The 24,165-nt window shown below is 67.3% G+C and carries 22 protein-coding genes; 6 read left to right on the forward strand and 16 right to left on the reverse strand.

Features of this window, described 5'->3' with window-relative positions; genetic code table 11:
* Window positions 1–63: 63 nt before the first annotated feature.
* The 6 genes from FB461_RS01615 to FB461_RS01640 all read right to left on the reverse strand — a co-directional run bounded on the left by FB461_RS01615 (window position 64) and on the right by FB461_RS01640 (window position 6,751).
* Window positions 64–1,092 (reverse strand): LacI family DNA-binding transcriptional regulator, encoded by a 1,029-nt coding sequence (locus FB461_RS01615; RefSeq protein ID WP_142118334.1) that lies wholly within the window; start codon window positions 1,090–1,092, stop codon window positions 64–66.
* A gap of 22 nt (window positions 1,093–1,114) precedes the next feature.
* Window positions 1,115–2,551, reverse strand: a complete 1,437-nt coding sequence (locus FB461_RS01620) for a GH1 family beta-glucosidase (RefSeq protein ID WP_142118336.1) — start codon at window positions 2,549–2,551, stop codon at window positions 1,115–1,117.
* Entirely contained in the window at window positions 2,548–3,450 is a 903-nt protein-coding gene (locus FB461_RS01625; protein WP_142118338.1) for a carbohydrate ABC transporter permease, read from the reverse strand. Before FB461_RS01625 ends, FB461_RS01620 begins: the two co-directional genes overlap by 4 nt.
* Window positions 3,447–4,619, reverse strand: coding sequence for a carbohydrate ABC transporter permease (locus tag FB461_RS01630; protein WP_142118343.1), 1,173 nt, complete (start codon window positions 4,617–4,619; stop codon window positions 3,447–3,449). The genes FB461_RS01625 and FB461_RS01630 overlap by 4 nt, the downstream gene beginning before the upstream one ends.
* A gap of 104 nt (window positions 4,620–4,723) precedes the next feature.
* Window positions 4,724–6,046 (reverse strand): ABC transporter substrate-binding protein, encoded by a 1,323-nt coding sequence (locus FB461_RS01635; protein WP_246045955.1) that lies wholly within the window; start codon window positions 6,044–6,046, stop codon window positions 4,724–4,726.
* Window positions 6,047–6,247: 201 nt separating this feature from the next.
* The gene (locus tag FB461_RS01640) at window positions 6,248–6,751 is read right to left on the reverse strand and encodes a DUF2505 domain-containing protein (RefSeq protein WP_142118345.1); all 504 of its coding nucleotides are present in this window, start codon (window positions 6,749–6,751) and stop codon (window positions 6,248–6,250) included.
* A 73-nt stretch (window positions 6,752–6,824) separates the two neighbouring features.
* Between FB461_RS01640 and FB461_RS01645 the strand changes: the two genes are divergently transcribed.
* Window positions 6,825–8,306: a sensor histidine kinase gene (locus FB461_RS01645; protein WP_246045956.1), complete on the forward strand. Its 1,482-nt coding sequence runs from the start codon at window positions 6,825–6,827 to the stop codon at window positions 8,304–8,306.
* 289 nt (window positions 8,307–8,595) lie between these two features.
* Here FB461_RS01645 and FB461_RS01650 read toward each other — a convergent pair whose 3' ends face one another.
* On the reverse strand, window positions 8,596–8,844 hold the full coding sequence (locus FB461_RS01650) for a WhiB family transcriptional regulator (RefSeq protein WP_142118347.1): 249 nt from the start codon (window positions 8,842–8,844) through the stop codon (window positions 8,596–8,598).
* A gap of 320 nt (window positions 8,845–9,164) precedes the next feature.
* On the opposite strand from FB461_RS01650, the gene FB461_RS01655 reads away from it, so the two are divergent.
* A complete protein-coding gene (locus FB461_RS01655) occupies window positions 9,165–9,599 on the forward strand; it encodes a hypothetical protein (RefSeq protein ID WP_142118349.1) in 435 nt (144 codons plus the stop codon).
* Window positions 9,600–9,622: 23 nt separating this feature from the next.
* Here the strand turns inward: FB461_RS01655 and FB461_RS01660 are convergent, their stop codons facing one another.
* From FB461_RS01660 to FB461_RS01675, 4 genes are all read right to left on the reverse strand, one after another.
* On the reverse strand, window positions 9,623–12,229 hold the full coding sequence (locus FB461_RS01660; protein WP_142118351.1) for an ABC transporter permease: 2,607 nt from the start codon (window positions 12,227–12,229) through the stop codon (window positions 9,623–9,625).
* Window positions 12,229–13,011, reverse strand: coding sequence for an ABC transporter ATP-binding protein (locus tag FB461_RS01665; RefSeq protein WP_142118353.1), 783 nt, complete (start codon window positions 13,009–13,011; stop codon window positions 12,229–12,231). Before FB461_RS01665 ends, FB461_RS01660 begins: the two co-directional genes overlap by 1 nt.
* Before the next feature lie 140 nt (window positions 13,012–13,151).
* Entirely contained in the window at window positions 13,152–13,880 is a 729-nt protein-coding gene (locus FB461_RS01670) for a response regulator (protein ID WP_142118355.1), read from the reverse strand.
* Entirely contained in the window at window positions 13,864–15,177 is a 1,314-nt protein-coding gene (locus FB461_RS01675) for a sensor histidine kinase (RefSeq protein ID WP_246045957.1), read from the reverse strand. Before FB461_RS01675 ends, FB461_RS01670 begins: the two co-directional genes overlap by 17 nt.
* Window positions 15,178–15,280: 103 nt before the next feature.
* Here FB461_RS01675 and FB461_RS01680 point away from each other — a divergent pair, with 103 nt between their 5' ends.
* Both FB461_RS01680 and FB461_RS01685 read left to right on the forward strand, forming a co-directional pair.
* Window positions 15,281–15,964, forward strand: coding sequence for a response regulator transcription factor (locus FB461_RS01680; protein ID WP_142118360.1), 684 nt, complete (start codon window positions 15,281–15,283; stop codon window positions 15,962–15,964).
* Between the two features lie 41 nt (window positions 15,965–16,005).
* Window positions 16,006–17,346 carry a sensor histidine kinase gene (locus FB461_RS01685; RefSeq protein ID WP_142118362.1) on the forward strand — a complete coding sequence of 447 codons (1,341 nt, stop codon included), beginning with the start codon at window positions 16,006–16,008 and terminating at the stop codon, window positions 17,344–17,346.
* Here FB461_RS01685 and FB461_RS01690 read toward each other — a convergent pair.
* Complete coding sequence (locus FB461_RS01690; protein WP_142118364.1) at window positions 17,285–17,821, reverse strand: GtrA family protein; 537 nt, start codon at window positions 17,819–17,821, stop codon at window positions 17,285–17,287. The genes FB461_RS01685 and FB461_RS01690 overlap by 62 nt on opposite strands.
* A 68-nt stretch (window positions 17,822–17,889) precedes the next feature.
* Here FB461_RS01690 and FB461_RS01695 point away from each other — a divergent pair, with 68 nt between their 5' ends.
* Together FB461_RS01695 and purE are read left to right on the forward strand one after the other, a co-directional pair.
* Window positions 17,890–19,140, forward strand: coding sequence for a 5-(carboxyamino)imidazole ribonucleotide synthase (locus FB461_RS01695; RefSeq protein WP_142118366.1), 1,251 nt, complete (start codon window positions 17,890–17,892; stop codon window positions 19,138–19,140).
* Window positions 19,141–19,145: 5 nt separating this feature from the next.
* Complete coding sequence (purE, locus tag FB461_RS01700) at window positions 19,146–19,664, forward strand: 5-(carboxyamino)imidazole ribonucleotide mutase (protein WP_142118368.1); 519 nt, start codon at window positions 19,146–19,148, stop codon at window positions 19,662–19,664.
* Window positions 19,665–19,725: 61 nt separating this feature from the next.
* On the opposite strand, the gene FB461_RS01705 is transcribed toward purE, so the two are convergent.
* The 4 genes from FB461_RS01705 to FB461_RS01720 are packed head-to-tail and all read right to left on the reverse strand — an operon-like array spanning window position 19,726 to window position 24,134.
* Window positions 19,726–20,991, reverse strand: coding sequence for an LCP family protein (locus FB461_RS01705; RefSeq protein ID WP_246045958.1), 1,266 nt, complete (start codon window positions 20,989–20,991; stop codon window positions 19,726–19,728).
* 9 nt (window positions 20,992–21,000) lie between these two features.
* On the reverse strand, window positions 21,001–23,019 hold the full coding sequence (locus tag FB461_RS01710; protein ID WP_142118370.1) for an LCP family protein: 2,019 nt from the start codon (window positions 23,017–23,019) through the stop codon (window positions 21,001–21,003).
* Window positions 23,016–23,441 carry a DUF2304 domain-containing protein gene (locus tag FB461_RS01715; RefSeq protein ID WP_142118372.1) on the reverse strand — a complete coding sequence of 142 codons (426 nt, stop codon included), beginning with the start codon at window positions 23,439–23,441 and terminating at the stop codon, window positions 23,016–23,018. The genes FB461_RS01710 and FB461_RS01715 overlap by 4 nt, the downstream gene beginning before the upstream one ends.
* Before the next feature lie 15 nt (window positions 23,442–23,456).
* Entirely contained in the window at window positions 23,457–24,134 is a 678-nt protein-coding gene (locus FB461_RS01720; RefSeq protein WP_142118374.1) for a glycosyltransferase family 2 protein, read from the reverse strand.
* Between the last annotated feature and the right edge of the window lie 31 nt (window positions 24,135–24,165).

Genomic DNA, 24,165 nt, shown 5'->3' on the forward strand with positions numbered 1-24,165 from the left:
GACGGGCCCGTCGCGTCGCCGAGGCGGCCGCGGCGGCGAGCACGGCGGGTTATCGCCAGAAAGTCACGCCGACTGGCCGGGGACGAACACGGGCTCGATGATGGCGATCTCGTCCGGCAGGCCCGGCTCGATCCCGTGGGAGATGCGGCGCAGGAGTGCGGTCGTGGCCAGATCGGCCATCTCGCGAACGGGATTTTGCACCGTGGCGAGCGTCGGGACGGCGCTCTCGGCGAAGCCGAGGTTGTCGAAGCCCACGACCATGATGTCGTCCGGCACCACGAGGCCGCGTTGGGAGAACACCTGCATCGCGCCGACGGCCATCTGATCGGAGGCGACGAATAGCCCGTCGAACCGCTCGCCTCGGTCGAGCAACTCGGTCGCCGCGCGCATGCCGCCAGGAATCGTGAAGTCGCCCGCCACGTGCAGATCGGCCAGCATGCCGGCCCTGCGAAGCGCGTCCTCCCATCCCTTCCTACGGTCGGTCCCCGACGTCATGTCCTCCGGGCCGGTGATCGTGGCGATGCGCTTGGCGCCGCGGTCGATCAAGTGCTGCGTCGCGATCTCGCCGCCGCGAACGTTGTCGACGTCAACGAACCGGACACCCGGCACGTGGTTGAACGGGCGGCCGATGAAGTGCGCGGGGATGCCCGACTGCGACAGCACCTTCTCGAGTTCGTCGTCGCGGTGGTGCGAGACCACGATCGTGCCGTCAACGTGCCCGCCACGCAGGTATCGGGCGATGCGGTCCGACTTCTCCAGGTTCCGCTGGTTGATGAGGAGTACCAGTTGGTTCCCGGCGCGCCCGGCGGCGGCGTTCACGCCGCTGACGACCTGACCCAGGAACGGGTCGGACAGCAACCGGTCGTCGTCCTCGGGTATGACCAATGCGATGGACTCGGTGCGCCTCGTCACGAGGGAGCGGGCCGCCTGATTCGGCACGTAGCCAAGGCGCTCGATCGCGTACTCCACCGCCTGCTGCGTCTCCGGCGCAACCCGGGCTGCGCCGTTGATCACTCGGGAGGCGGTCGATCGCGAAACTCCAGCAGCGATCGCGACTTCCTCGAGCGTGGGGGCCCGGTGTTCCATGGTCATACCTCCTGGTCGCGCCGGTCGGTTACGTGGAAGTCACAGCGTTAGCCGCGCTCGTTTCCGCATACCATCTGCCGGATGCCTTGACTGTCCGCACCTGGGTGTCGAAGTCGACATAAACGATACCGAATCGCTTTGCATATCCCCAGGCCCATTCGAAATTATCCAGGAGCGACCATGCGAAGTAGCCGACAACGGGCGCGCCCTGCTCAATTGCAGCGTGCGTGGCGATCAAGTGGGAGCGTATGAATTCCAGTCGCTTGGTGTCGTTGACGCGTCCATCCGCGGCCATGACATCGTCGAACGCGGCACCGTTCTCCGTGATGTACATCAGTACGGACGATCCCGCGAGGTACTCGCGGTGCAGCCTGGTCAGCAGTCTCGTCAGGCCCTCGGGCTGGATTTCCCAGTTCTGATCAGTGCGTGGCAGATCGCGCATATGGACGTGCAGATCCTCATTAAGCACGAAGGGGGATTTCACTGGCCGTTCAACTGGCGCCTCGTTGGATATTCCATTCGGGTCGGGACGAGCGCTCACCAATTCCCCGTGATAGTAATTCACGCCGAGCGAGTCGATGGGAGTGGAGATCGTTTCCAAGTCCCCGTCCTTGATCGCGGCCTCGAACTCGGTGTGGCGGCCGGCGGTCCGGAGATCTGCCAGCAGGTCGGCAGGGTATTCGCCGCGGAAGAGGGGGTCGAGGAACAGCCGGTTGAACTGGGCGTCGAAGAGCCTCGTCGCGTTGAGGTCCGCCGGGTCGCTCGGGTCTGCGGGATCCGCCACGGTGAAGTTGAGCGTGATTCCCAGGTTTGCGTCCGGGGCCGCCCGTCGCAGTTCCCTGGTGACTTCACCGTGTCCGAGCAGCAGATGGTGCGCGGCGACCAGCCCCGCCGTTCCGTCCATTCTTCCAGGGGCGTGAACCCCGCCCGTGTAGCCGAGGAAGGCGGAGCACCACGGCTCGTTCAGCGTTGTCCACGAGCGGACCCGGTCGCCCAGCGCATCGTGGACGGTGAGGGAGAACTCGACGAAGCGCTGCACGATGTCGCGGTTCGTCCAGCCGCCCCGATCCTCGAGCGCCTGCGGTAGATCCCAGTGGTACAGGGTCAGCCAGGGCTCGATGTCGTTGCTGAGTAACTCGTCCACAAGGCGCGAGTAATAGTCCAGGCCCGACCGGTTGACCCCGCCCGGCCCCGACGCGCCATCGGGCCGCACGCGCGCCCAGGAAACCGAGAATCGGTACGCGCCAATAGCCAGATCGCGCATGAGTGCTACGTCCTCGGGATAGCGGTGATACTGATCGCACGCGATATCGCCGTTGTCACCGTTCATCACCGCTCCGGGGATTGCCGAGAAGGTGTCCCAGATGGAAGGCTTGCGCCCGTCGATGTGCGCGGCGCCCTCGACCTGATACGACGCCGTCGCGGCACCCCAGAGGAAATTTTCGGGAAAGCGGTAGACGGTCATCCCTTGACTGCTCCTTGCATGATGCCGGAGACGAGCTGACGCCCCGCGACGACGAACAAAATGGCGAGCGGCACGGTCGTGAGGAGCACGCCCGTCATGATCTGCGAGTAGTCCTTGGACAGCGACGTCTGCAAGAGCTGCACCGCTATGGGGAGCGTCGGATTCTTGGATCCGAGCACGATCGAGGGCCACAGGTAGTTGGTCCAAGAGGCGATGAACGTGAAGAGTCCCAGCATTGTCGCGGCGGGCCGGGCGGCCGGCAGCGCGATGGACCAGAACGTGCGGATCATCGAGCAGCCGTCCACGCGCGCCGCTTCTATGAGTTCCGTCGGCAGCGCCGAATCGAGGTACTGAGTCATCCAGAACACGCCGAATGCGGTCACCAGACCCGGCACGATCACGGCGATCACGCTGCCCTGCCATTCGAACTTCGTGGCGATCATGAACATCGGGACGACGCCTAGCTGCGTGGGCACGGCCATGGTCGCGATGATGCAGAACAGCAGGCCGCGCCGTCCTCGGAAGCGCAGTTTCGCGAAGGCGTAGCCCGCCAGGGTCGCGAAGAAGACCACCGAGACGGATGTGATGACCGCGATGGTCAGCGAGTTCCGCAGGGCAAGCCAGAGATCCACGTTCTCGTTGCTCAGCACCTTGCCAACGTTCGACAGGAAGTTGCCGCGCGGTATCAGGGAGGGGATCGCGTGCTGTGCGATGTACTGCTGATCCGCCGATGCGAGCAGGAACGTGTAGTACAGCGGGTAGAGCGAGCCGAGCAGGAATACGGTCAGGATCGCGTAGGTGAGCCAGCCTGGTCGCCGCGCAGATCCGCGCCTGCGTTCTTCGCGGCGTGCGGCGCGCGGTCCCACCGTCTGGGCGATCACGGGGATGGACGAGCTCATCGCGTTTCCTCCTGCGCACGTGCGCTTCCGGATGGCTGAATGACCAGGGGCGAATCGTCCGCCTGCGTTGCCGTGGCTAACCTGCGATCGCGTCGTCGGCGCTTCGGCAGGGCGCTGCTCGCGATCCGCCGCGTGAGGAGGAAATTGACCGCGCCGACGATCAGGATGAGCAGGAAGAGGAGCCACGCCACGGCGCTGCCTCGTCCGAAACCATTGCGAACGGTCCCGGACCACCCGAGATCCTTCAGATACATGGTCATCGTCAGGAACTGATTGGAACTTCCCCCCGAGGAGGTTTGGGAGTTGTTCGAATCGAACATCACTGCCTCGTCGAAGATCTGCAGACCGCCGATGGTCGAGGTGATGATCACGAAGATCATGGTGGGCCGGATCATGGGCAGGGTGACCGACCGGAACTGGCGCAGGCGGCCCGCCCCGTCGATGAGCGCCGCCTCGTACAGATCGCGGTTGATGGCCTGCATGGCGGCGAGCAGGATGAGTGTGTTGTAGCCGGTCCAGCGGAAGTTGACCATCGTGGCGATCGCGAAATGCGAGGCGAGCGGGTCAACGTGCCACGCGATGGGATCCAGGCCGATTTTCTCCAGAATGGCGTTGAACATGCCGTACCGGTCGGCGAACATCTGACCGAAGATCAGCGAGACCGCCACGGGCGCTACGACGTAAGGGATCAGCACCGACATGCGCCAGAACGTGCGCGCCCGGATGTTGGCGTTCAGCACGGCGGCGATGAACGTGGCGACGATGATCTGCGGGACGGATGAGAGCAGGAAGATCGAGAAGGTGTTTCTGACCGCGATCCAGAACTTGGCCTGCGTCAACTCCTGAGCGAAGTTGGCGAGCCCGACGAACTCCCCCTGCTTGGGCGAGACGGGAAGCAGATCCCAGTAGTGCATCGCGACGTATCCCGTGTACAGGAGCGGGAAGAGCCCCACGACGGTGAACAGGATGAAGAACGGCGCGATGTAGAGATATGGCGACGCCTTCACGTCGAACCGGCCACGCCAGGCGCGGGCGGCGGGGGAGTTGAACCGGCCCGGGCCCCGCGGGCCGGCGCCCGGCGCGGATTCGGTTGCGGTCAGTGGCTCGGCAGTCGCGTCACTGCTCGCCGTCGTCAGGGGAGGCGGTCCCTCGGTGGTCGCCGATGTCATGGTCGTCCCTCATTGCCGAGTGTCGTCGTCGATTCGATCGAGGTGGGTGTCCCGTGCGGGCGGGCGGACGGCTCGCCCGCACGGGACACCTGCGGTCGCGGTTGCTACAGGCCGAGGTTGTTGAAATCGGAGATGGACTGGGTCCAACCGTCCTCGATGCTCTGGCTCTGCTCGATGTCCACGCGGTTCAGCGCGTCCTGCACTGTCTTGTGGATCGCCGCGTAGTTCGGGCCCTTGTGGGTCGTGGTCGTGATGGCGGCCGCGCGCTCGGCGAAGATCTGACCCACGGGAGCGTCGTTGAAGAACGGGTTCACCTTGCTGGTGACCTCGTCCGACTTCTGCGCCTCGATCTGCGAGGGGAAGTTGCCGACCTCGGCGAAGACCTTGGCGGTCTGCTCTGGTGCGGTCAGCCACGCGGCGAGCTTCTTCGCTTCCTCGGCGTGCTTGCCCTGGGCGGGAACGGTCAGGTACGAACCTCCCCAGTTGCCGCCGCCACCGGGGAACACGTCCGCGACGTTCCAGCCCTCGACGCCTGCGGCGTTGCCTTCGATGATGGGTAGCATCCAGGCGGGGCAGAGCATAGTGGCGAAGGCGCCGTTCTGGAACGCGGAGGTCCAGTCGGCGCTCCACTGTCCGAGGTGGGCCGAGAGCCCGTCGGTCGTGGACGCGCCCGCGACCTGCTCATATAGGGCCTTGATGTCGGAGTTGGTCGCCAGGTCCTTGGGAGTGTTGTCGTCCTCCTCATAGGGGTTGGCGAGCTGGTTCACCATTGCCTGGTAGTTGGCCCCGGCTGAGTCGAACCACGCCTTGTCGGAGTTGGCGACGAAGTCCTTCCCCACCTCGAAGTAGCGGTCCCAGTCACCCGCGAGGAGCTTGGCGACCTCATCGCGGTCGGTCGGCAGGCCGGCCTCGGCGAACAGGTCCTGCCGGTAGCAGACGGCCTCCGGTCCCGTGTCCGTGGCGTAGCCGATCAGCTGGCCGTCGGATGTCGCGGGCGCGGTGATGTACTCCGCCCAGCGGCCGTCGAGGGACGAGTCGCTCAGATCCGTGAACTTGTCCGCGCTCTGGATGAACTCGGTCAGCCAGTCACCCTCGATTGCCTCGATGTCCGCCAACCCCGAGCCTGCGGCGAGCCCGGTCTTCAGATTGGCGCTTGCTTCCTCTGCCTTTGCGGCGAGAACTTCTTCGATCTTGACGTTCGGGTTGGCGGCCATGTACTCGTCGTATAGGCCGGCCTTTTTGTAGCCGAATTCGTTGAATGTGGCGACTCGCAAAGTGATCTGCTCGCCAGATCCACCCCCGTCACCACCCTCGGTGCCTTTTGTGCCGTCCGACGATCCTGAGCCGCAGGCTGTGAGCGAGACCGCCATAACTAGGCCGAGCGCGGCGCCTGCCGCCCGCTTGGCGTTGCGGATGTGCTTCATCATGTACTCCTTTGTAGGCATGTGATTCGAGCAGGTGGCAGCGTTTTCTCGCGACGGTGCGAGATATCAACCATGAGGGATCAAGTGGGCGGTTTGATCCAGGGTGTCACATCTGTGAGAACGCTCCCAACACGATCATCCTGCAACCGACGGGAGCGTGCGTCAAGCCGAGATGAGAGCACGATTTCGGTTGTTACCGATTCGTTACTTTTGCGCCAGCCAGTCGCGAAGCGCTTCGCCGAGGATTTCGATCGCCTGTTGGAGTCCTCGTCCGACCTTCTGCTCGACAACGGAACCGACGAGCGGAAGGGACGACCTGACGATGAGATCATAGGCGAGCGACGACCCGGTGTCGGCGGGTGTCAGGACGGCCGTGCCCGACGCCGTGACCTTGGCTCCGAGGACCTCGAGGGCCACCGTTCCGTAGCGCGCCCCGTCGGGACCTTCGAGCGGACGCGACCATGCCTCCACCTGCCGGATCTCCAGTTCGGAACCGACGAACGTCCGCGCCTGAGGCGGAATGAGCTCGGTGGGCACGGTGCGGCGGACCACGACCATGAGGTCTCCCTCTGGCGACGGATTGCGGTCGAACTGGGTGATCGTCGCATCCGCGCGCTCCGTCGCGTACCTGATGAACTCCTCGTCACCGAGCGCACCGAGCACCACTGACGGGCTCTGTTCAAACGGGAGAGTGACAGCGACCTGCATGCGTCCCCTTAACTAGGAAGTAGGTGGCGTTGAAGTGATTGGTAACAGCCTATGCCTCACTTAGGAAACTGGCATGCACATGCGTATCGTGGGAAGCGTGTCGACCATCAGCGAACTCCTCGCCGCCCACACCGATCTCGAGGTGACCGATGCCGACTGGCTGCACCTGCTGGTGGGAGACTGGCAGCTTATCTCGGATCTGGCGTTCGCCGACCTCGTGCTCTGGGTTCCCACCGGCGACGGCTCCTTCGTCGCTGTCGCTCAGTGTCGGCCGAGCACGGGAGCCACGGTCCACTACGACGACATCGTCGGTTCCATGGCGCCCGAGGGCTCCCGCGCCGACCTGGAACGGACGTATTCGTCGGGTTCCATATTCCGCATCCGAGAACCGCGCTGGTTCGGTAGCTACGCGGTGCGCGAGGACACCGTGCCCGTGGTGCACGACGGCCGCACCATCGCCGTCCTGGTCCGTCAGACCAACCTCGGCTCGGGACGCACGCCGAGCCGCCTGGAACTGAACTACGTCGAGGCGGCCGACGACCTGCTCGGCATGGTCGCGGCAGGCGACTTTCCCTCGCCCGACGGCACCACCGGTCCGCGTCGCGGAGCCCCGCGCGTGGGTGACGGCCTCATCCGTCTCAACAGTGAGGGCGAGGTCGTCTACGCGAGCCCCAATGCCCTGAGCTGTTTCCATCGCCTCGGCGTCATGGGCGCGCTGGTCGGCGACACGCTGATCGAGGTCGTTACGGACCTCGTGGAGCACAAGTCCACGGTCGATGAATCGATGCCGCTCGTCCTGCTCGGCAAAGCGGCTTGGCGCACGGAGGTCGAATCTCGTGGCGTCTGCCTCTCCTTGCGCGCGGTTCCACTGCTGGACGCGGTCGGCTCGCGAATCGGTGCCGTGCTGCTGTGCCGCGACGTCTCGGAACTTCGTCGTCGCGAGCGCGAACTCATTACCAAGGACGCGACCATCCGCGAAATCCACCATCGCGTCAAGAACAATCTCCAGACCGTGGCGGCACTCCTGCGCCTGCAGTCTCGTCGGATGACCGTGCCCGAGGCGCGCGCGGCCCTCGACGAGGCCATGCGCCGCGTCGCCACGATCGCCCTCGTGCACGATTCGCTTTCCCAGACCCTGGACGAGCGCGTCGAATTCGATGCGATGGTGGGACGAGTGCTCCGTTTGGCGGCCGACGTGGCCGCCGCAGATACTCCCGTGCGGACGATTTGCACCGGCAAGTTCGGCCACGTCCCGGCCGAGGCGGCCACGGCTCTCGCGCTCGTGCTGACGGAACTCGTGACCAACGCCGTCGAGCACGGTCTGGCGCCTGTCGGCGGCGGCGTCGTGGAGGTCGTCGTGGAGCGGACGACGGCGGGCATGCACATCGTCGTCAGTGACGATGGCCGAGGAACCAGCGAAGACGGTCCCGGTGGCGGGCTCGGCACGCAGATCGTTTCGACGCTTGTGGCCAACGAGTTGCGCGGCACGATCTCCTGGACCGGCCGCGCCGGCGGTGGGACCGAGGTCCACATCGACGTGCCGCTCGACGACTAACGACTAGCGATAACCCGCCGCGCCCGCCCCCATCGTCCCGCGCCCGCCGCCATCCCTTATGCGAGAGGGCGCGTTAGGGTTGCCGAACACCGGGACTTCCCGGTGTTCGGCAACCCTAACCGGTGTTCTCGAGTGAGTTGCGGGTGGCGTTCGCGGGCCACTGCAGATGGCGTTCGCGGGGCTGCGCGTCCGGTTCGTAAGGCGCGGCAGGAACAAAAACGGATGGGGCCACGGTATGACCGTGGCCCCATCCGTGAGGCTTGCAGTGCGAGATTCCGCGGGCGCGACCTCAGCCGGCGCGGCGAGCGCGCGCGGTGCGCCGCTTGAACGCCCGGCGCTCGTCCTCGGACATGCCGCCCCAGACACCCGCATCCTGGCCGGACTCGATGGCCCACTTCAGGCAGACGTCCATGACGTCGCAGCGGTTGCAGACCTTCTTGGCCTCTTCGATCTGAATGAGAGCCGGTCCGGTGTTCCCGATGGGGAAGAACAACTCGGGGTCTTCGGTCAGACACGCAGCGCGGTTGCGCCAGTCCATGGGAGCACTCCTTGGTGACAGTCAGCCCGTGCCGCGCAAGCGCCGGAGGGCATGGCTACCGCAGGCAAGAAGGTGGGGCAGCCGCTCTCGCGGCCAGCGTCACGATCGCCTGTCCGAGCACAAGCGCCTTCGAGCGCAACCCTGGGGGCGTGCGCGGTTGGTGCGTCGTGATGGGGGACGGAAATCTGCTGTCATCTAGATTCACATGTGAACGGGCAGAACACAAGAGATAAACGCTTGGGGCCGGGGGATTGCCTTGAGATGTTCGTCACATTCCCTGCGCCCAGCCGCATGTAGCGCCGGCGCTGTACCTTGGAGCGGTGGATCAAAAACCGGCACAGGTACCTGGCGAGCGCGTCGTCCTGCTCGATATGCTCGTCGTCGTCTTCTGGCTGCAGGCGGTTCTTGCTGTAGCGGGCACGCTGACCGGATTGTGGCTCGCGGTTGCGGACGGCGGTCGGCTGGATTCGCTCGCGGTCGGCCTGGCCGTCGTAGCGCTGGGTATCGCTGCGCTTCTGTGGGCTTTCGGACGAGCCATCCGCCGTGGCAAGACCTGGTTCCGAGGTCCCGCGATCACGCTTGAACTCATTTCAATCGCCGCCGTGATCAGCTCGTGGAACGACCTCGATCCGCTTATCGCGATTGCCATCCTCGCGACGGCGCTTGCCGCGGGAGTCCTCATGTTCGTGCCCGCGGTGCTGACGGCCACGACCAATCCCGCACGCGGGCGCGGGGCCTACCCGTCCGACGAGTAGGCCTCGCGCCCGCATTGCTTTGCCTAGTCGACCGCGAGCGCGGCGACCGGCGATGCCTTCAGTGCGCTGCGAGCGGGCACCACGGACGCGAGCAGGCCGGCACCTAGCGTGACCAGCGCGACGAGTCCGAAGTCACGCCAGGGCACGACGAGATCGGGGTTGCTGTACGAGCCGAGCACTATGTACGAGCCGATCCACCCGTAGGCGAGTCCCAGCAGGGTGCCGAGGATCGCGCCTACCGCGGCGAGGAACGTGCCCTCGACCGCGAGCGACCCGCGCAGTTGCTTCTTGGACAGCCCGATGGCTCGCAGCGTCGCGTTCTCCCGGCGGCGTTCGAGAACCGACAGCGAGAGGGTGTTGGCGACACCGATCAGCGCGATGATCACGGCGACGGCAAGCAGCCCGATGATGATCGCCAGCACTGTGTTGATCACCTTGTCGAACATCGCTCGCTCGGCTGCTGGTGATTGAACCCAGGTGCTCCCGGTGACGACATCCTGGACGTCTTGTAGGACGTTGCCGGCGTCATCGATGTCCGTCAGCGATGCGACGACGAGCGTGTTCACGGTGTCGGACCCGTCGTCGAGGGACCGCGCCTCCTCGAGATCTGCGTAGTCCGTGAGGATGAACTGGAAGTGTCCGGGGACGACCTGGACCGTGAGGACGGGTGCGGCGGGTGCGGACCCGGTGCGCAGCCTGTCGCCGCTTCGCAGGTTGCCGGAACTAGCTGACCCGGCGACCTCGCTCGAGATGATCGCGACCCCGGCTCGCGGTGTGGGCGCGTCGTCGATACCCCGAATGATCTCGCTTGCCGCGGAACCCGGGTTCACGGCGATGGCGGGCAGGTTGAGTTCGCGGGAGTCGTCTATTCTCACGACCTGCTCGGTCGACAGCGCCGGCGCGGCGCTCCGCACGCCCTCGACCTTGCGGATCCGCTCCAGGTTCTCGCTGACGCGGGTCGTGAAGTCGGCCGCGTCCGACTGGAACTCGCCGTCCGACGATCCCGAGGACCACGTCTCCTGATAGAAGGCTGCAGCGATGTCGAAGGGGAATGCCTGGTCGAGCGTGTTCTTCATGGTGGCGCGGGCGCTCGCGGCACCGACGGACATGGTGGTCACGAGCGTAACGCCGATGAGCAGTGCCGTGGAGGTCGCCGCGATGCGGCGCGGGTTGCGTATCGAGTTCGCCGCCGCCAGGCGTGCCGCCGGCCCCATCTTCCCGACGATCATGGCGAGCAGGCGGGCGGCGGGTGGCAACCAGAACACGGCGCCGAGCACGATGCCGACGAAGGACAGCGCACCTCCGGCTACGCCTGCGAGCAGGCCTACCCCGACGTCGGATCGGCTCACGGCGATGCCGGCGATCAGCAATAGTGCGCCCGTGACGGTGAGCAGGATCGCGAAGATCAGGCGTACGAGTCCGCCGCGACGCTTGACCGTCGGCGACTCGATCGGCCGCAACGCGGCGAGCGGGGCGACATGCGTCGCCTGCCGTGCCGGCACGAGGCAGGAGATGACGGTCACGGCGATGCCCACGGCCACCGGCACGATGACGACCCAGATCGTGGGCGAGATCGCGGCGGGGATCGGGACCGTCGGCCAGATCCGGCGCAGGATGATGAGCGCCAGTTGTACGAGCCCGCCAGCGGTGACGACTCCGACGAGCGAGGACGCCAGTCCCAGGATGCCGCCCTCGATCAGGACCGAGCGGCGCAACTGCGACTTGGAGGCACCGGTGCAGCGGAGCAGCGCGAGCGTGCGGGTTCGTTGCGCGACCAGTACTTGGAATGTGTTCGAGATGACGAGGCCCGCGACGATCAGCGCCAATCCGGCGAATGCGAGGATGAACGCAGTGAAGACGTCCTGGCCGTCCGAGAACTCCGCCATCGTGTCCTTGGCGGCCTGATCCCTCGTCTGCAGAGCGAGTGCGGGCAGGGAGGAACTGGCCGAAAGGGCGGCGGAGGCCTCGTCCAGCGTCGTGCCCGGGTCGAGCGCGATGGCGACGGGCGGCGTAGGCGCGGACGTCAGCTGAGCGAGCCCATCGCGCGTCATCACGCCCACGTCTCCGTCGTTCAGGAATGCGGCACCGCTGGGTGCCACGATGGCGGTAATGGTCAGGGGCGTGCCGGCGCTGCCGGATTCGTCAGTGCCCTCGTTGTACTCGCCGAAGCCCTGCCATGTCACGGTGTCGCCGATGCCCACGCCAAGGGACTCGGCAGCGTTCGCGGGAATCGCGATCTCCGTGGCCGTGCTGGGCTCGGTGCCCGACGCGATCTTGTAGATCGCGAGACGATCCGCCGTCGCGGGGACGACCCCCTGAGACCGCTCGTTGCTTCCGGAACTGAGCGAGAAGTAGTAGGGCCCGGCGGCGGTGGCGGCGGCTACCCCCTGCGTAGCCGCGATGCCGTCGAGATCCTGCCACGTCAGTGACTGCGACTCGGGTTTCTGCAGTGTGGCGACCACGTCGGCGTCGCCGTAGCCGGCGGTCACGGCGTCGTAGGTGAAGCGGGTCATCGCGTTCGAGGCGAGCAGCGTGGCCGCGACGAACCCCGTGCCGAGCGCGATCGCGATGCCCGCTGCGATCAGCCGCGCGAGCGACTGCCGCATCTGGAAAAGGGTGAGGCGGAACATCAGGCGTTCACCCCGCCAGCGATATCATCCACATTGCGCAGTGCGTCGAGTCCGGCGAGCACGGCGTCGGGAGTGGGCTGATCGATGTTGCCCGCCACGCGGCCGTCCGCGAGTAGCACCACGCGATCCGCGTAGGACGCCGCCGAGGGGTCGTGCGTGACCATGATGATCGTGCGTCCCAGTTCGCGTACCGAGCGTCGCAGGAAGCTGAGAACCTCGATGCCGGAGCGGGTGTCGAGGTTTCCGGTCGGTTCGTCGGCGAACACGACCTCGGGCTTCGTGATGAGAGCGCGGGCGATGGCCACCCGCTGCTGCTGACCGCCGGAGAGCTCGGACGGGCGGTGGCTCAGGCGATCGGCGATGCCGAGGGTCTGGACCAGCGTGTCCAGCCACTCCCGGTCCACCTTCTCGCCTGCGAGGCCGAGAGGGAGCGTGATGTTCTGCTCCGCGGTGAACATGGGCAGCAGGTTGAACGACTGGAAGACAAAACCGATGCGGTGGCGGCGCAACTCGGTCAGGCCGTTGTCCGAGAGCTGCGTGACGTCGGTCTGGCCGAGGAACGCGTGCCCCGCCGTGGCGGAGTCGAGTCCCGCGAGCAGGTGCATCAGCGTGGACTTGCCGGAGCCCGAAGGTCCCATGATGGCGGTGAACTGCCCGGCGGCGAAGTCCACGTCTACCGCGTCGAGCGCACGCACGATAGCTGCGCCCTCGCCGTAGGTCTTGGTGAGCCCGCGCGCCGCGACGGCGGTCTGGGCGGGGGCGGTTGTGAGCGGGGTGCTCATGACTTCTCCTAGCGTTCGATGACTATGTCACCTCAAACCCTAGGAAATCCCTGTGAGTGCGTCGTCAGCCCGTGGTCTGGTCTTCCGCGGTTCGCGGGGGCGTCGCGTACGACCACGGTCGTACGCCGCTCGGCGGCGGCCTATTCCGCGCCGCCCGGGGAGACGAGTCCGCATTCGTAGGCCAGGATCACGGCCTGCACGCGGTCGCGCAGCCCCAGCTTGGCGAGGATGCGCCCCAGGTGCGTCTTGACGGTCGCCTCGGCGACGACGAGTTCGCTTGCGATCTCCTGGTTCGTCAGCCCGCCGGCGACGAGGACGAGTACCTCGCGCTCGCGCTCCGTGAGCTCTGCAAGGCGAGCGGTGTCCTGGGTGGGGGCGGGGGAGGACGAGGCGTCCTGCGTGCTCGCGAGCCGCTCGATCAGGCGGCGGGTCGTCGAAGGCGCCAGTACGGCGTCACCGCGGTGGATCGTGCGGATGGCGTTCAGCATTTCCTCGGGCGGGGCGTCCTTGAGCAGGAACCCCGAGGCGCCTGCGTGTATCGCCTCGATGGCGTATTCATCGATGTCGAACGTCGTCAGCATGATCACCCGCGCCGGGCTGGCCACTTCGCGCCACAGTTCGGTGAGGCGCTCGGTGGCCTCGATGCCGTCGGTGACGGGCATGCGCACGTCCATCAGCACGACGTCTGTGTCGCCTGCGCCGAGCAGGCGGATCGCCTCGTCACCGTCGCTCGCCTGCGTGGTGACGGTCATGTCCGGCTGCGAGTTGATGACCATCGCGAATCCGGCGCGCACCAGCGCCTGATCGTCGACCACCGCGACGCGGATCGCCGCATGGTCACGCTGTTCCGGCTCAGCTCTGCTCGTCATCGGAGGGCTCCTTCGCGGGGTCGGACGGGATGGGAATGGTGAAGCGAACCTGATAGCCGCCCCCGGGTCGCGGCCCGGCGCGGAGCGTGCCGCCCACCATCGCGATCCGCTCCTGCATGCCGATCACGCCCTGGCCAGCGCCGTCCGACGTGGCGGAGGCACCGCGGCCGTCATCGATCACCTGGACCACCATCGTCGAGGCGCTCCACTGCAGCATCACGGAGGCGCTCGGATCGGGCCCGGCGTGTTTCATGACGTTCGTCAGCGACTCCTGCACGATCCGGTAGGCGACCAGGCCGATGCCCGGTGGAAGTTCACGAGGCCTTCCCGTCACCCCGTAGGAAACCCGGATGCCCGCCGCCCGCACCTGCTCGACCAGGCCTTCTACTGCCCCGATGCCAGGTTGCGGGCTTGTCGCGGCTGGCCGTGCCTCACGGGCGTACGCGGGAGAACTCGTCCTCGATCCCGTTGCGGGCGCATCCGCCCGCAACACCCCCAGCAGGCGCCGCATGTCGGCGAGCGCCGCGCGCCCGACCTCGGCGATCGTCTCCAGGGAGCGGACAGCGGCAGCGGGATCCTGCGCCGCCGAGTATCGTCCGCCATCGGCCTGGGCCACCAGCACCGTCAGGGAGTGCGCGACGATGTCGTGCATCTCGCGGGCGATGCGCGTGCGTTCCTGCGTCGCGGCCAGAACCGCTTGCTCGTCGCGTTCGCGCTCCAGCTGGACCGCCCGTGAGTTCAGTTCGTTGAGCTGCTCGATGCGGGCGCGTTTGACCAGGCCGAACGCCCATGCGGCCAGGAAGATGAGCGCGACGGTGACGGCGAACGCGGCTGTCTGCGCGCTTGACGCGCCATCGACGGTCATCGTCGCGATGGCCACCATGATCGATCCGGCGCCCGCGCCGACGACGGCGATGCTGTACCCCAGTCGCGTGCCGTAGGCGGTCACGCTGTACAGGGCGATGGGGACTAGCAGGTCGGCCGGCAGGATGAGCGGAAACCCGATGAGCATGTGGGCGAGCGCGAGGGAGTAGATGATTGCGGCAGAGAGCACCGGCCGCGTCCGGCGGATCGCCAGCGAGGCCACGATTCCGAGCGTGATCAGAACGGGGAAGAACCGGTCGAAGACCGCGACATTCGCGTCAGCGAGTGCGGTATACGTGCCCGCCACGCCGACCACCGTGAGCGTGATCAGGCTGAAGAGGGCCAGCAGTACCGCGCCGACGCTATCGGCCAGTGCGCGGTGGCGATCCGGCCAACTCACGATACGAGCTATGCGGGATCCGGAGTGCTTCACACGGTCAACCGTAGGCGACGAGTCCGGCAATGGGGCGGAAATTTGTGCGCTCTTTCGGTAAAGGTCACCTGGCGAAGAACGATTCATGACCTAACATTGGTACATGACTCGTGTGCTCTTGGCAGAAGACGACCCCGCTATCGCGGAACCTCTGGCCCGTGCGCTGGCCCGCGAGGGTTACGAGGTCAACGTGCAGGGCACGGGTGGCGGCGCGGTCGGCGGAGCCGGTGGCGTGGACCTCATCATCCTCGACCTGGGCCTGCCCGATATGGACGGCCTCGACGCCGCACGCGCGATTCGCGGCCAGGGCCACACGACGCCGATCCTCGTGCTCACGGCCCGGGCAGACGAGGTCGACCTCGTCGTTGGCCTCGACGCCGGGGCCGACGACTACGTGACCAAGCCCTTCCGCCTCGCCGAGCTACTCGCCCGCGTCCGGGCGCTCCTACGTCGCTCGCACGGAGAGGCCATAGACGTCGAGGAACTGCGCGCCCAGGACGTCCGGGTGGATGTCGCCGCACACCGCGCCTTCCAGGGGGAGCGCGAGCTCCACCTGACGTCCAAGGAGTTCGAACTGCTGCGCGTGCTCGTCCAGAACGCCGGCACCGTAGTGCTGCGCGACACGCTGATGCGCGAGGTCTGGGGATCGGAGCCGATCGGGTCCACCAAGACTCTCGACATGCACGTCTCTTGGCTGCGTCGCAAACTCGGCGATGACGCGAACTCACCCAGTTACATCTCTACTGTGAGGGGCATGGGCTTCCGATTCGAGGTCCCGGCGACGTGATTCCTCGCGTCCAGGCCCGCCCGCCGCAAGGAGTCTGACCCATGCGGCAACGGGTCCTGCTAGCGACCATTGCCTCGGTCGTCGTCACAGTCATCCTGCTCGGAGTGCCATTGGCGCTCTTCGGCGGGCGCATGGTCAGCGACGTCGAGCAACGCCGCCTCGAGGTCAGGGCGGAGGAGATCGGCCGGGTCGTCGATGGCCGCATCGGCCTCGGCGAGACGGTTGATTCCGACCTGCTGGACGGATTCGCCGCCGGTTCCTCCGGCCAGCTCGCCATCTCGGTCGTCGTCGTCACCGCCACCGGAGATCAGATCTCGGGCGGGACCGCCATCTCGGGCCGCACCATCGAGACTGCTCTTCGCACCGACTCGAACACCATCGTCGTGATCGCCACCTCGTACTGGGACGTGTTCTGGCGCAGTTTCCAGGTCGTGCTCGTCGTCGCCGCGCTGAGCCTCGCGGCCCTCCTCATCGGCCTCGGATGGGCGGTCTGGCAGGCGAACAGGCTCTCCGCGCCACTGGTCTACCTCGCGGCGTCCGCCGAACTGCTGGGATCCGGCCAGGTGCGGCCACGGATCGAGCCCTCCGGGGTCGAGGAGATCGACCTCGTCGCCCAGGAACTTTCGCGCAGCGCCGACCGGTTGGCTAGCAGGCTCGCGGTCGAACGACAGTTCTCCTCCGACGTCTCGCACCAGCTGCGCACCCCGCTCACCGCCCTCGCCATGCGGCTCGAGGAGATCATGCTCGCCAGCGACGACGACTACGTGCGCGATGAGGCCCGCAAGTCCCTCGAACAGGTGGAGAGGCTCGCGGGAGTGGTCGAGGACCTGCGGCAACGGGCGCGGCAGACCACGGGCGGCACGACCGAGCCGGTCGCGCTGCGCGAGGTCGTAGATCAGCAGCGCGACGAGTGGCTCGCCAGCTTCGAGGCGCAGGAGCGCGACATCCGCATCGAGGTCGACTCCGACGTGCAGGTGCTGGCGACGCCCGGGGCGCTGGCACAGGTGCTGGCTACGCTCATCGAGAACTCCCTCAAACACGGCAGCGGCCTCACGACGGTGAGCGCCACCGCGGGCCGTGGCTCGGGGGCCGTCGTGATCTCCGTCGCGGACGAGGGCATGGGCGTTCCCGAGGAGATCGTCCCGCGCGTGTTCGAGCGTGAGGTGAGCTCGGGTAAGGGGAGCGGCCTGGGCCTGGGGCTCGCGCGCGACCTCGTGGCGGCCGACGGCGGGCGGCTCGAACTGTCGCAGCGGGCGCCCGCGATCTTCTCGATATTCCTCGCCGGCGTTCCCCGGGTCCTGGACCCGGACGAGGTGCTGCCTACGGGCGGGTCATCGCGGGTTCGGAAGCCTCGCGGGCGGAAGAAACCTGAGCAGGATTGACGGAGGACTCGTCCGTAAGCACCCGCCCCGCGCCGGTGAATACCCAGGTGCGGTACGCGAAGTAGCGGAACAGCGTGCCGAGTAGGAGGCCGACCACGTTCGCCGCGATGTTGTCCGCCACGGCGCTCGTGAACCCGAGCACGTAGTGGCTCAGCCAGAGGCAGCCTACGGCGATGCCCATGCCGGCGACGTTCACGATCGCGTAGGAGACCAGTTCGCGAACGCTGGAGTCGGTCCGGCTCCTGGCGAACGTCCAGTAGCGGTTCCCGATCCACGCCACGACGGTGGCCACGGAGGCCGAGATGATCTTGGCCGTGAGCGGCTTGTCGGCGAGCAGATCGCCGGGGCCGAAGCGCAGCAGATTGAACAGGCCAACGTCCACGATGTAGGCGGCACCGCCCACAACCGAGAACCGCAGAATCTCCAGGATGCGCGTCGCCCAGGGGTGATTCAGCAGGGAAGTGCGGCGATGCATGGCACCAACATTACGCCCTGGCGCCTAGATTCCTCGACGAAGGCGGGCGTTCGCTAGGCTTAGGCGTTGTGACTGCACCTATCGTTGCCGTGATCGGCGGCGGGCAACTGGCCCGCATGATGACCCCAGCGGCGACGCGACTCGGCCTGCACCTGCGCGTGCTCGTGGAGGCCAGCGACGGCTCGGCGGGGCAGGTCGTCGTGGACGCACCCGTCGGCGCGGCGAAGGACGCGCGGGCGCTGCGCGCCATTGCGGACGGGGCCAGCGTCCTTACCTTCGAGCACGAGCACGTCGACGGGGACCAATTGCGCGAGCTGCGTGCAGGCGGACTGTCGGTGCAGCCGTCCCCCGAGGCGCTGCTGTACGCGCGCGACAAGATCGAGATGCGCTCCCGCCTCACGGCGCTCGGGGTGCCGTGCCCGCGCTGGTTAGCGCTACCCGCAGGCGCCTCCGCCGGGGCCGCCGCGCTGGACGAGTTCATCGCGGACGTCGCGCGGGGCGGTGCTCCTAGTCACGGTGCCGTCGCTGGTGAGGCAGTCGTCAAGACGGCCCGCGGTGGATACGACGGCAAGGGCGTGCGGGTCGTCTCCTCCAGCTCCGAGGTCGCCGACTGGCTCGCGGGGGATACCCCGCTGCTCGTCGAGGAGAAAGTCCCCTTCAGCCGCGAGCTCGCCGTCCTGATTGCCCGCACGCCGAGCGGCCGGACGGCTGTGTACCCGGTTGTCGAATCGATCCAGCGCGGTGGTGTCTGCGCCGAGGTGATCGCACCCGCCCCCGGCCTGTCGAAGGACGATGCCGCCCGGCTGACGGCGCTCGCGGTGTCCATCGCCGAAGGGCTGGACGTGACCGGCGTGCTCGCTGTCGAGTTGTTCGAGGTGAGCCACGAGGACGGCGCGACCTCGTTCTTCGTCAACGAACTCGCAATGCGCCCCCACAACTCGGGGCACTGGACCATCGACGGCGCCGAAACCAGCCAGTTCGAGCAGCACCTTCGGGCCGTGCTCGATCTGCCTCTCGGCCCCACGACGCCCCGCGCGGCGGTGACTGTCATGGCCAACGTGCTGGGGTCGACCCACGATTCGCTGAGCGACGCGCTGCCGGACGTGCTCGCGGCGTGCCCAGGCGCCCGCGTCGAACTGTATGGCAAGGAGATACGGCCCGGGCGAAAGCTCGGCCACGTCAACGTGTATGGCGACGACCTGGACGCGGTTCGCGCCGAGGCTCGATTGGCCGCCGATCTGTTGCAGGCAGCCGCCCCGGTGTCCGCCGGCGCGGGAGCCGCGGGGAACTCGTCCGCAAAGAACGTAAGAGAGGCGTAAGAGCAATGGCACCTGACAAGCCCATCGTCGGAATCGTCATGGGGTCCGACTCCGACTGGCCGGTGATGCAACTCGCCGCGGACGCGCTCGACGAGTTCGGCGTCGCGTACGAGGCCGATGTCGTCTCGGCGCACCGCATGCCCACCGAGATGATCGACTACGGGCGCGCAGCCGCGGGTCGCGGACTCCGCGTCATCATCGCCGGCGCCGGTGGCGCGGCCCACCTGCCGGGCATGCTCGCAGCCGTGACCGAACTGCCGGTCATCGGAGTGCCGGTGCCGCTGAAGTACCTCGACGGCATGGATTCGCTGCTCTCGATCGTGCAAATGCCCGCGGGTGTGCCGGTTGCGACGGTCTCGATCGGCGGGGCCCGCAACGCCGGGCTGCTGGCCGCCAGGATTCTGGCCTCGGGAAACGATGATCAGGCCGAGCGGTTGCGCGCCGCCATGCGCGACTTCCAGAGTGGATTGCGCGATCAGGCATACGCCAAGGGTGAGTCGCTGCGCCAGCGCCGCGGCAGGTAGGGAGCCGCGGGAGGCAGCGCCGGTCGCGTTCCGCGTCCCAGCCGGCCACTCTTCGGGAGCCTTACTCGAGCCCGCCGACCTCGCCGGGCGGGAGCTTGCCGAGCCGGACATTCTCGAAGAACCCGGGCGTCTCGTCGGGGTCGAGTAGGACGGTCGAGCCGACGCCCCCGGGGCGGTAGTCGAGCGACTTGATCGGGGGAGTGCCCGTCACGCCGTCGTCGCCATTCGCGTCCCGGAACGCGAGCGCGAGCCTGCCGAGCGTGAAGATGTTCGCGCTCTCGTCGGTCACGATGGCGCCCGTTCCCGCCTTGATCAGGCTGACCTGCTGCCCGGGATTGAACAGCAGGCTCGTGTCGCGCACCTCTTTGGTGATCGCCGCGATTACCTGGCGCTGACGCTCGGCGCGGCCGATGTCGCCCTTCGGATCGGCGTAGCGCATCCGGGAGAAAGCGAGCGCTTTCTTACCGCCCACAGTGTGGCAGCCCTTCTTCCACTTCAGCTTCGACTTCTTATCGTCCACGTCGTAGTCGAGGCACAGGCGGACGCCGCCGACCGCGTCGACGACCTCCTTGACGCCGCCGAAGCCGATCTCGACGTAGGCATCGACCTTGGAGCCAGTGAGGGCTTCGACGGTCTGCACCAGCAATGGCGGGCCCCCGTAGGAGAAGGCGGCATTGATCTTCCCCGGACCGTGGTCGGGAATATCGACGTACGTGTCGCGGGGGATCGAGATGAGTGACGTTGTGCCGCTCTTGGGCACCGTCAGCAGCAGGATCGTGTCCGTGCGGGCACCCAGGATCGGGGAATCCGGGTCGGTCTCCTCGCGCGAATCAGACCCGGCCAGCAGGTAGGTGGTCGCGCCGTCGCCCTCGTCAGCCGTGGAACTGAGCGCGTCGACGTGCTGGATCTGGCCGTTGGCCCAGATTCCCAGCCCGATGGGCCAGGCGAGCAGTAGCACCACCACGACGATCGCCGTGATCGCGATGATCCGGCCTTTGCGCCGCTTGGGCTTGCCGCCCACGGGCGGTTCATCGGAGCCGGGACCGCCGGGACCCGCACCGCGCGGACCCTGCGGCGGGCGACCGCCCTGGGCAGGACGGGTGGCGGGGCGCGACGCGGCGGGCGAGCCAGTCCGTTGGTCGGGATGACGAGGGCCGCCCGTCCGTTTTGGTGCCCCCGGGACCGGGGAGACGGGCATCACCCGCGTCTGCTCGACCGGGGCCGGTTGGGAACCGATGATCTCAGCGTCGGCAGCGTCTGGCCGGCGCCGGCCAGAACGCGGCGCGAAACTCGGCGGCGGTAGGTTGTCGTTGCGGTCCGAAGCCACGCGCCCCCCTTAGTTTTTCGAGGCCGGAGCGTCGCAGACGGCCGTGGTGTCCTCGGCGGTGAATGCCTCGCGTCCCGGAGTCTTGGTGACGTCTGGTGCCGTCGTGGTCGGCTTCTTCGTAGTGGTTCCGGTCGTAGGCGCCGCTGAGCCCGACGTCTCCGCCTCGACCAGCGGCTTGTCCTCGGACATGTTCTGCCACACGTCGGTGGCCGCCGACGACCACTGAATCCGGTTGCGATCCGCGGGGTACGCCTCGAACGGGATCGTCATGAGCGTCACGTTCTTCGACTTCACGCCTCGAAGCGAATAGGCGAGCCCGGCCAGGTCTTTGGTGCTGCTCAGGGTCTCGGTCACCGTCAGCGTCTTGGTCACCGCATCGGCGAACGAGAAGAGTCGGGTGGGGTTCGACAGGATGCCGTCCTCGGTGACCTGGTTGAATATCGCTGCGACCATCTGCTGCTGGCGTCCCGCGCGATTGAGATCGGATCCGTCGAAGTTCTGGCCGGTCCCCTTGCGGGCGCGGGCGTAGTTCAGCGCGTCCTTACCGTTCAGGGTCTGCCAGCCCGCCTCGAGATGGAGTTTGCCGGCGTCCTTGGAGATCGTCTCCTCTGGGATGCACATGTACACCCCGTTGATGGCGTCCACGACGTTGGCGAATCCCGCGAAGTCGACCATGATCGCGCCGTCGACCTTCACGCCCGTGTTCTCTTGGACGGTCCGCCAGACGCAGGCGATCGCAGAGGCGGTGTCACCGCCCTGGTCGTACCCACTCGCGTAGGCCGAGTTGAACATGCCGAACGTCGCGCTCGTCGAGCCGCCGCCGGTCAGTTTGCAGGCTGGAATCTGTACCATCGAGTCGCGAGGAATCGAGACGACCTCGATGCGCTTCCTGTTCTCCGAGATGTGCAGCACCATCGTCGTGTCGGAGCGCGAACCGCCCGGGTTGTCGTTCGTGAATTCCCCGTTGTCTCCGCTACGGTCGTCCACGCCGATGATCAGGTAGTTGAGCGCCTTGCCGTCGGACGGGTCGCTCGGCGGCTGGAAGGTCGACGCCGGGTTGGTGTCGTCAACGAGTCCCCCTACCTTCTCGATGGCCATGTTCCCGGCCAGCCGCTGGTAGATCGCGCCGAATGCTGCGCCCGAGAAGACGAACAGCGCCGCTACCGCCAGCGCCACGGCCTTGAGGGCGCGGTGCGAGCGTCGCACGCGGGCGTGCCCCGCGTCGATGGAGCGGTCCTCGTCCTCCTCGGCGAGATTCAGCGTGGCGATTGCGGCGGCAGGCGCGGCGGAGAACTCGCCTTGAGCGGGCGCGAAACTGGCGGGGATCTGCCCGTCTGTGGGAAGCGCCGCGGCGGTGTCCGCGGCAGCATTCTCGTCGATAGCCGAAGGCTCGGAGTGGGCCGGGGTCGCGTCGAAGTCCCCGCCAGCGAAGGCGGGGGGCGTGTCGAATGCGCCGCCTGGAGCCAGCTGCGAGGATGCGCCATCCGCCTCGCCCCACGCGCTGACGTGGGCGAACGATTCCGGCTCGTCGTCAGGTTCAAGCGCCAGCGGGGGTTCGCCCCCGGGCACAGCCGGAACGGGAGAACTGGACTGCGAGAACGCCGCGGGCGATGGCGGTTGGACGGGCGTTGCCCCCGTCACGAAAGCGCTGGTGCGGCGAACGCCGCCGGAGAACGGCCCCGCGCCCGGCGCCTCGGTGCCCGCGCCCGGCGCCTCGGTGCCCGCGCCCGGCGCCTCGGTGCCCGCGCCCGGCGCCTCAATGTCTGCCGCCGGCGTCTCGCTGGGCAGCGCCTCAGCGGCTGCCGCCGGCGATGACGGTCCGGTGTGCGGTTCGGGGGCCCACTCGCCGCCTGCCTGCGGCGCGGTGCCCGCTTCGCTCGGCTGCGCGGCCTCGGTGCGCGGTAGCCCGGCGGAGTTCCCCGGCTGCGCAGCGTTGCCGCCTGCTATCTGGCTGAGCTTCTCTTCGCGCTGCTCGGCCTCGCGCTGGAGGCGGCGGGATCGGCGGGTGGGGAGTTGTTCGTCGGTCACGATTCAGAATCGTATTGCTTCTGGTCCGCGGATCGGCGCAGACCCTGAGCCTGGGACGTGGAGGAGTTGTGTAGATCCCCGGTCTGGTTGCGCGGATCGATCTCGGCGTGCAGCAGCGCGACCTCGCGCGCTAGGACGGTAAGTTGACGATTCAGATGGCTCGTGCGGCGATACGACGTTCCCACGTAGCTCACGAAGGCGATCACAAGCGCGTAGAGCAGCAGGTCCGCGCCGCGCCCGACGCCCATCCAGTTGGCCACGCGGGTGAGGGCGTTCGGGAAGATCACCGACAGCGCCGCGACCGTGATGAATCCCGCGAGCAGGAGCCGGCGTAGGGCCTGGCGGCGCGCACCCGCGGTGGCGCGCGTCAGGATGGCCGCTATGGCGACGATGGCGACGAGCAGCAGAATCTTGATCCACATTGCGTTCCGGGTTCCCTACTTGAAGACGAGCTCGACGAGGATGTTGACCGCGTTAAGAACGGACTGTCCCTTGCTGCGAGAGTAGTCCGTATACAGGACGTGGACCGGGAACTCGCGGTAGGGGAGCCCCGTCGCGGACAGTTGCGAGATGATCTCGCTCGCGTGCGCCATCCTGGATTGGGTGAGGTTGATCTGTTCGGCGGCGTCGCGCCGTAGCGCCCGCAGGCCGTTGTGGGCGTCGGTCAAGCGCATCTTCGACGTTGTGTTGGTGAACCAGACGGCGGCGCGCAGCACGATCCGCTTGAGCAGGCCGGCGTCGGTGCGCTCGTCCAAAAAGCGGGAGCCCAGGACGATGGGGGTGTCCTCGCGAACCCCGAACGCGACCATGTCCGCCGCATCGGCAACCTGATGCTGGCCGTCGGCGTCGAAGGTGACGATCCACTGCGCCCCGCGCGCCAGCGCGTATTCGATGCCGGTCTGGAGTGCCGCGCCCTGGCCCAGGTTGATCGGATGGGTGACGATGGCGGCACCAGCGGTCGCCGCCACGTTCGCGGAGTCGTCGGACGATCCGTCATCGACCGCCACCAGATGCTCGAACGTCTCGAGCGCCTCGCGGACCACATCCCCGACCACCGCCGCCTCGTTGTACAGGGGCATCACGAGCCAGACATCGGCCAGGGACGAAACGGTCATGGGAACATTGTCTCAGGTGGCCGCCCCTGCT

It is taken from the genome of Rarobacter faecitabidus (assembly GCF_006716265.1).
Lineage (GTDB): Bacteria > Actinomycetota > Actinomycetes > Actinomycetales > Cellulomonadaceae > Rarobacter > Rarobacter faecitabidus.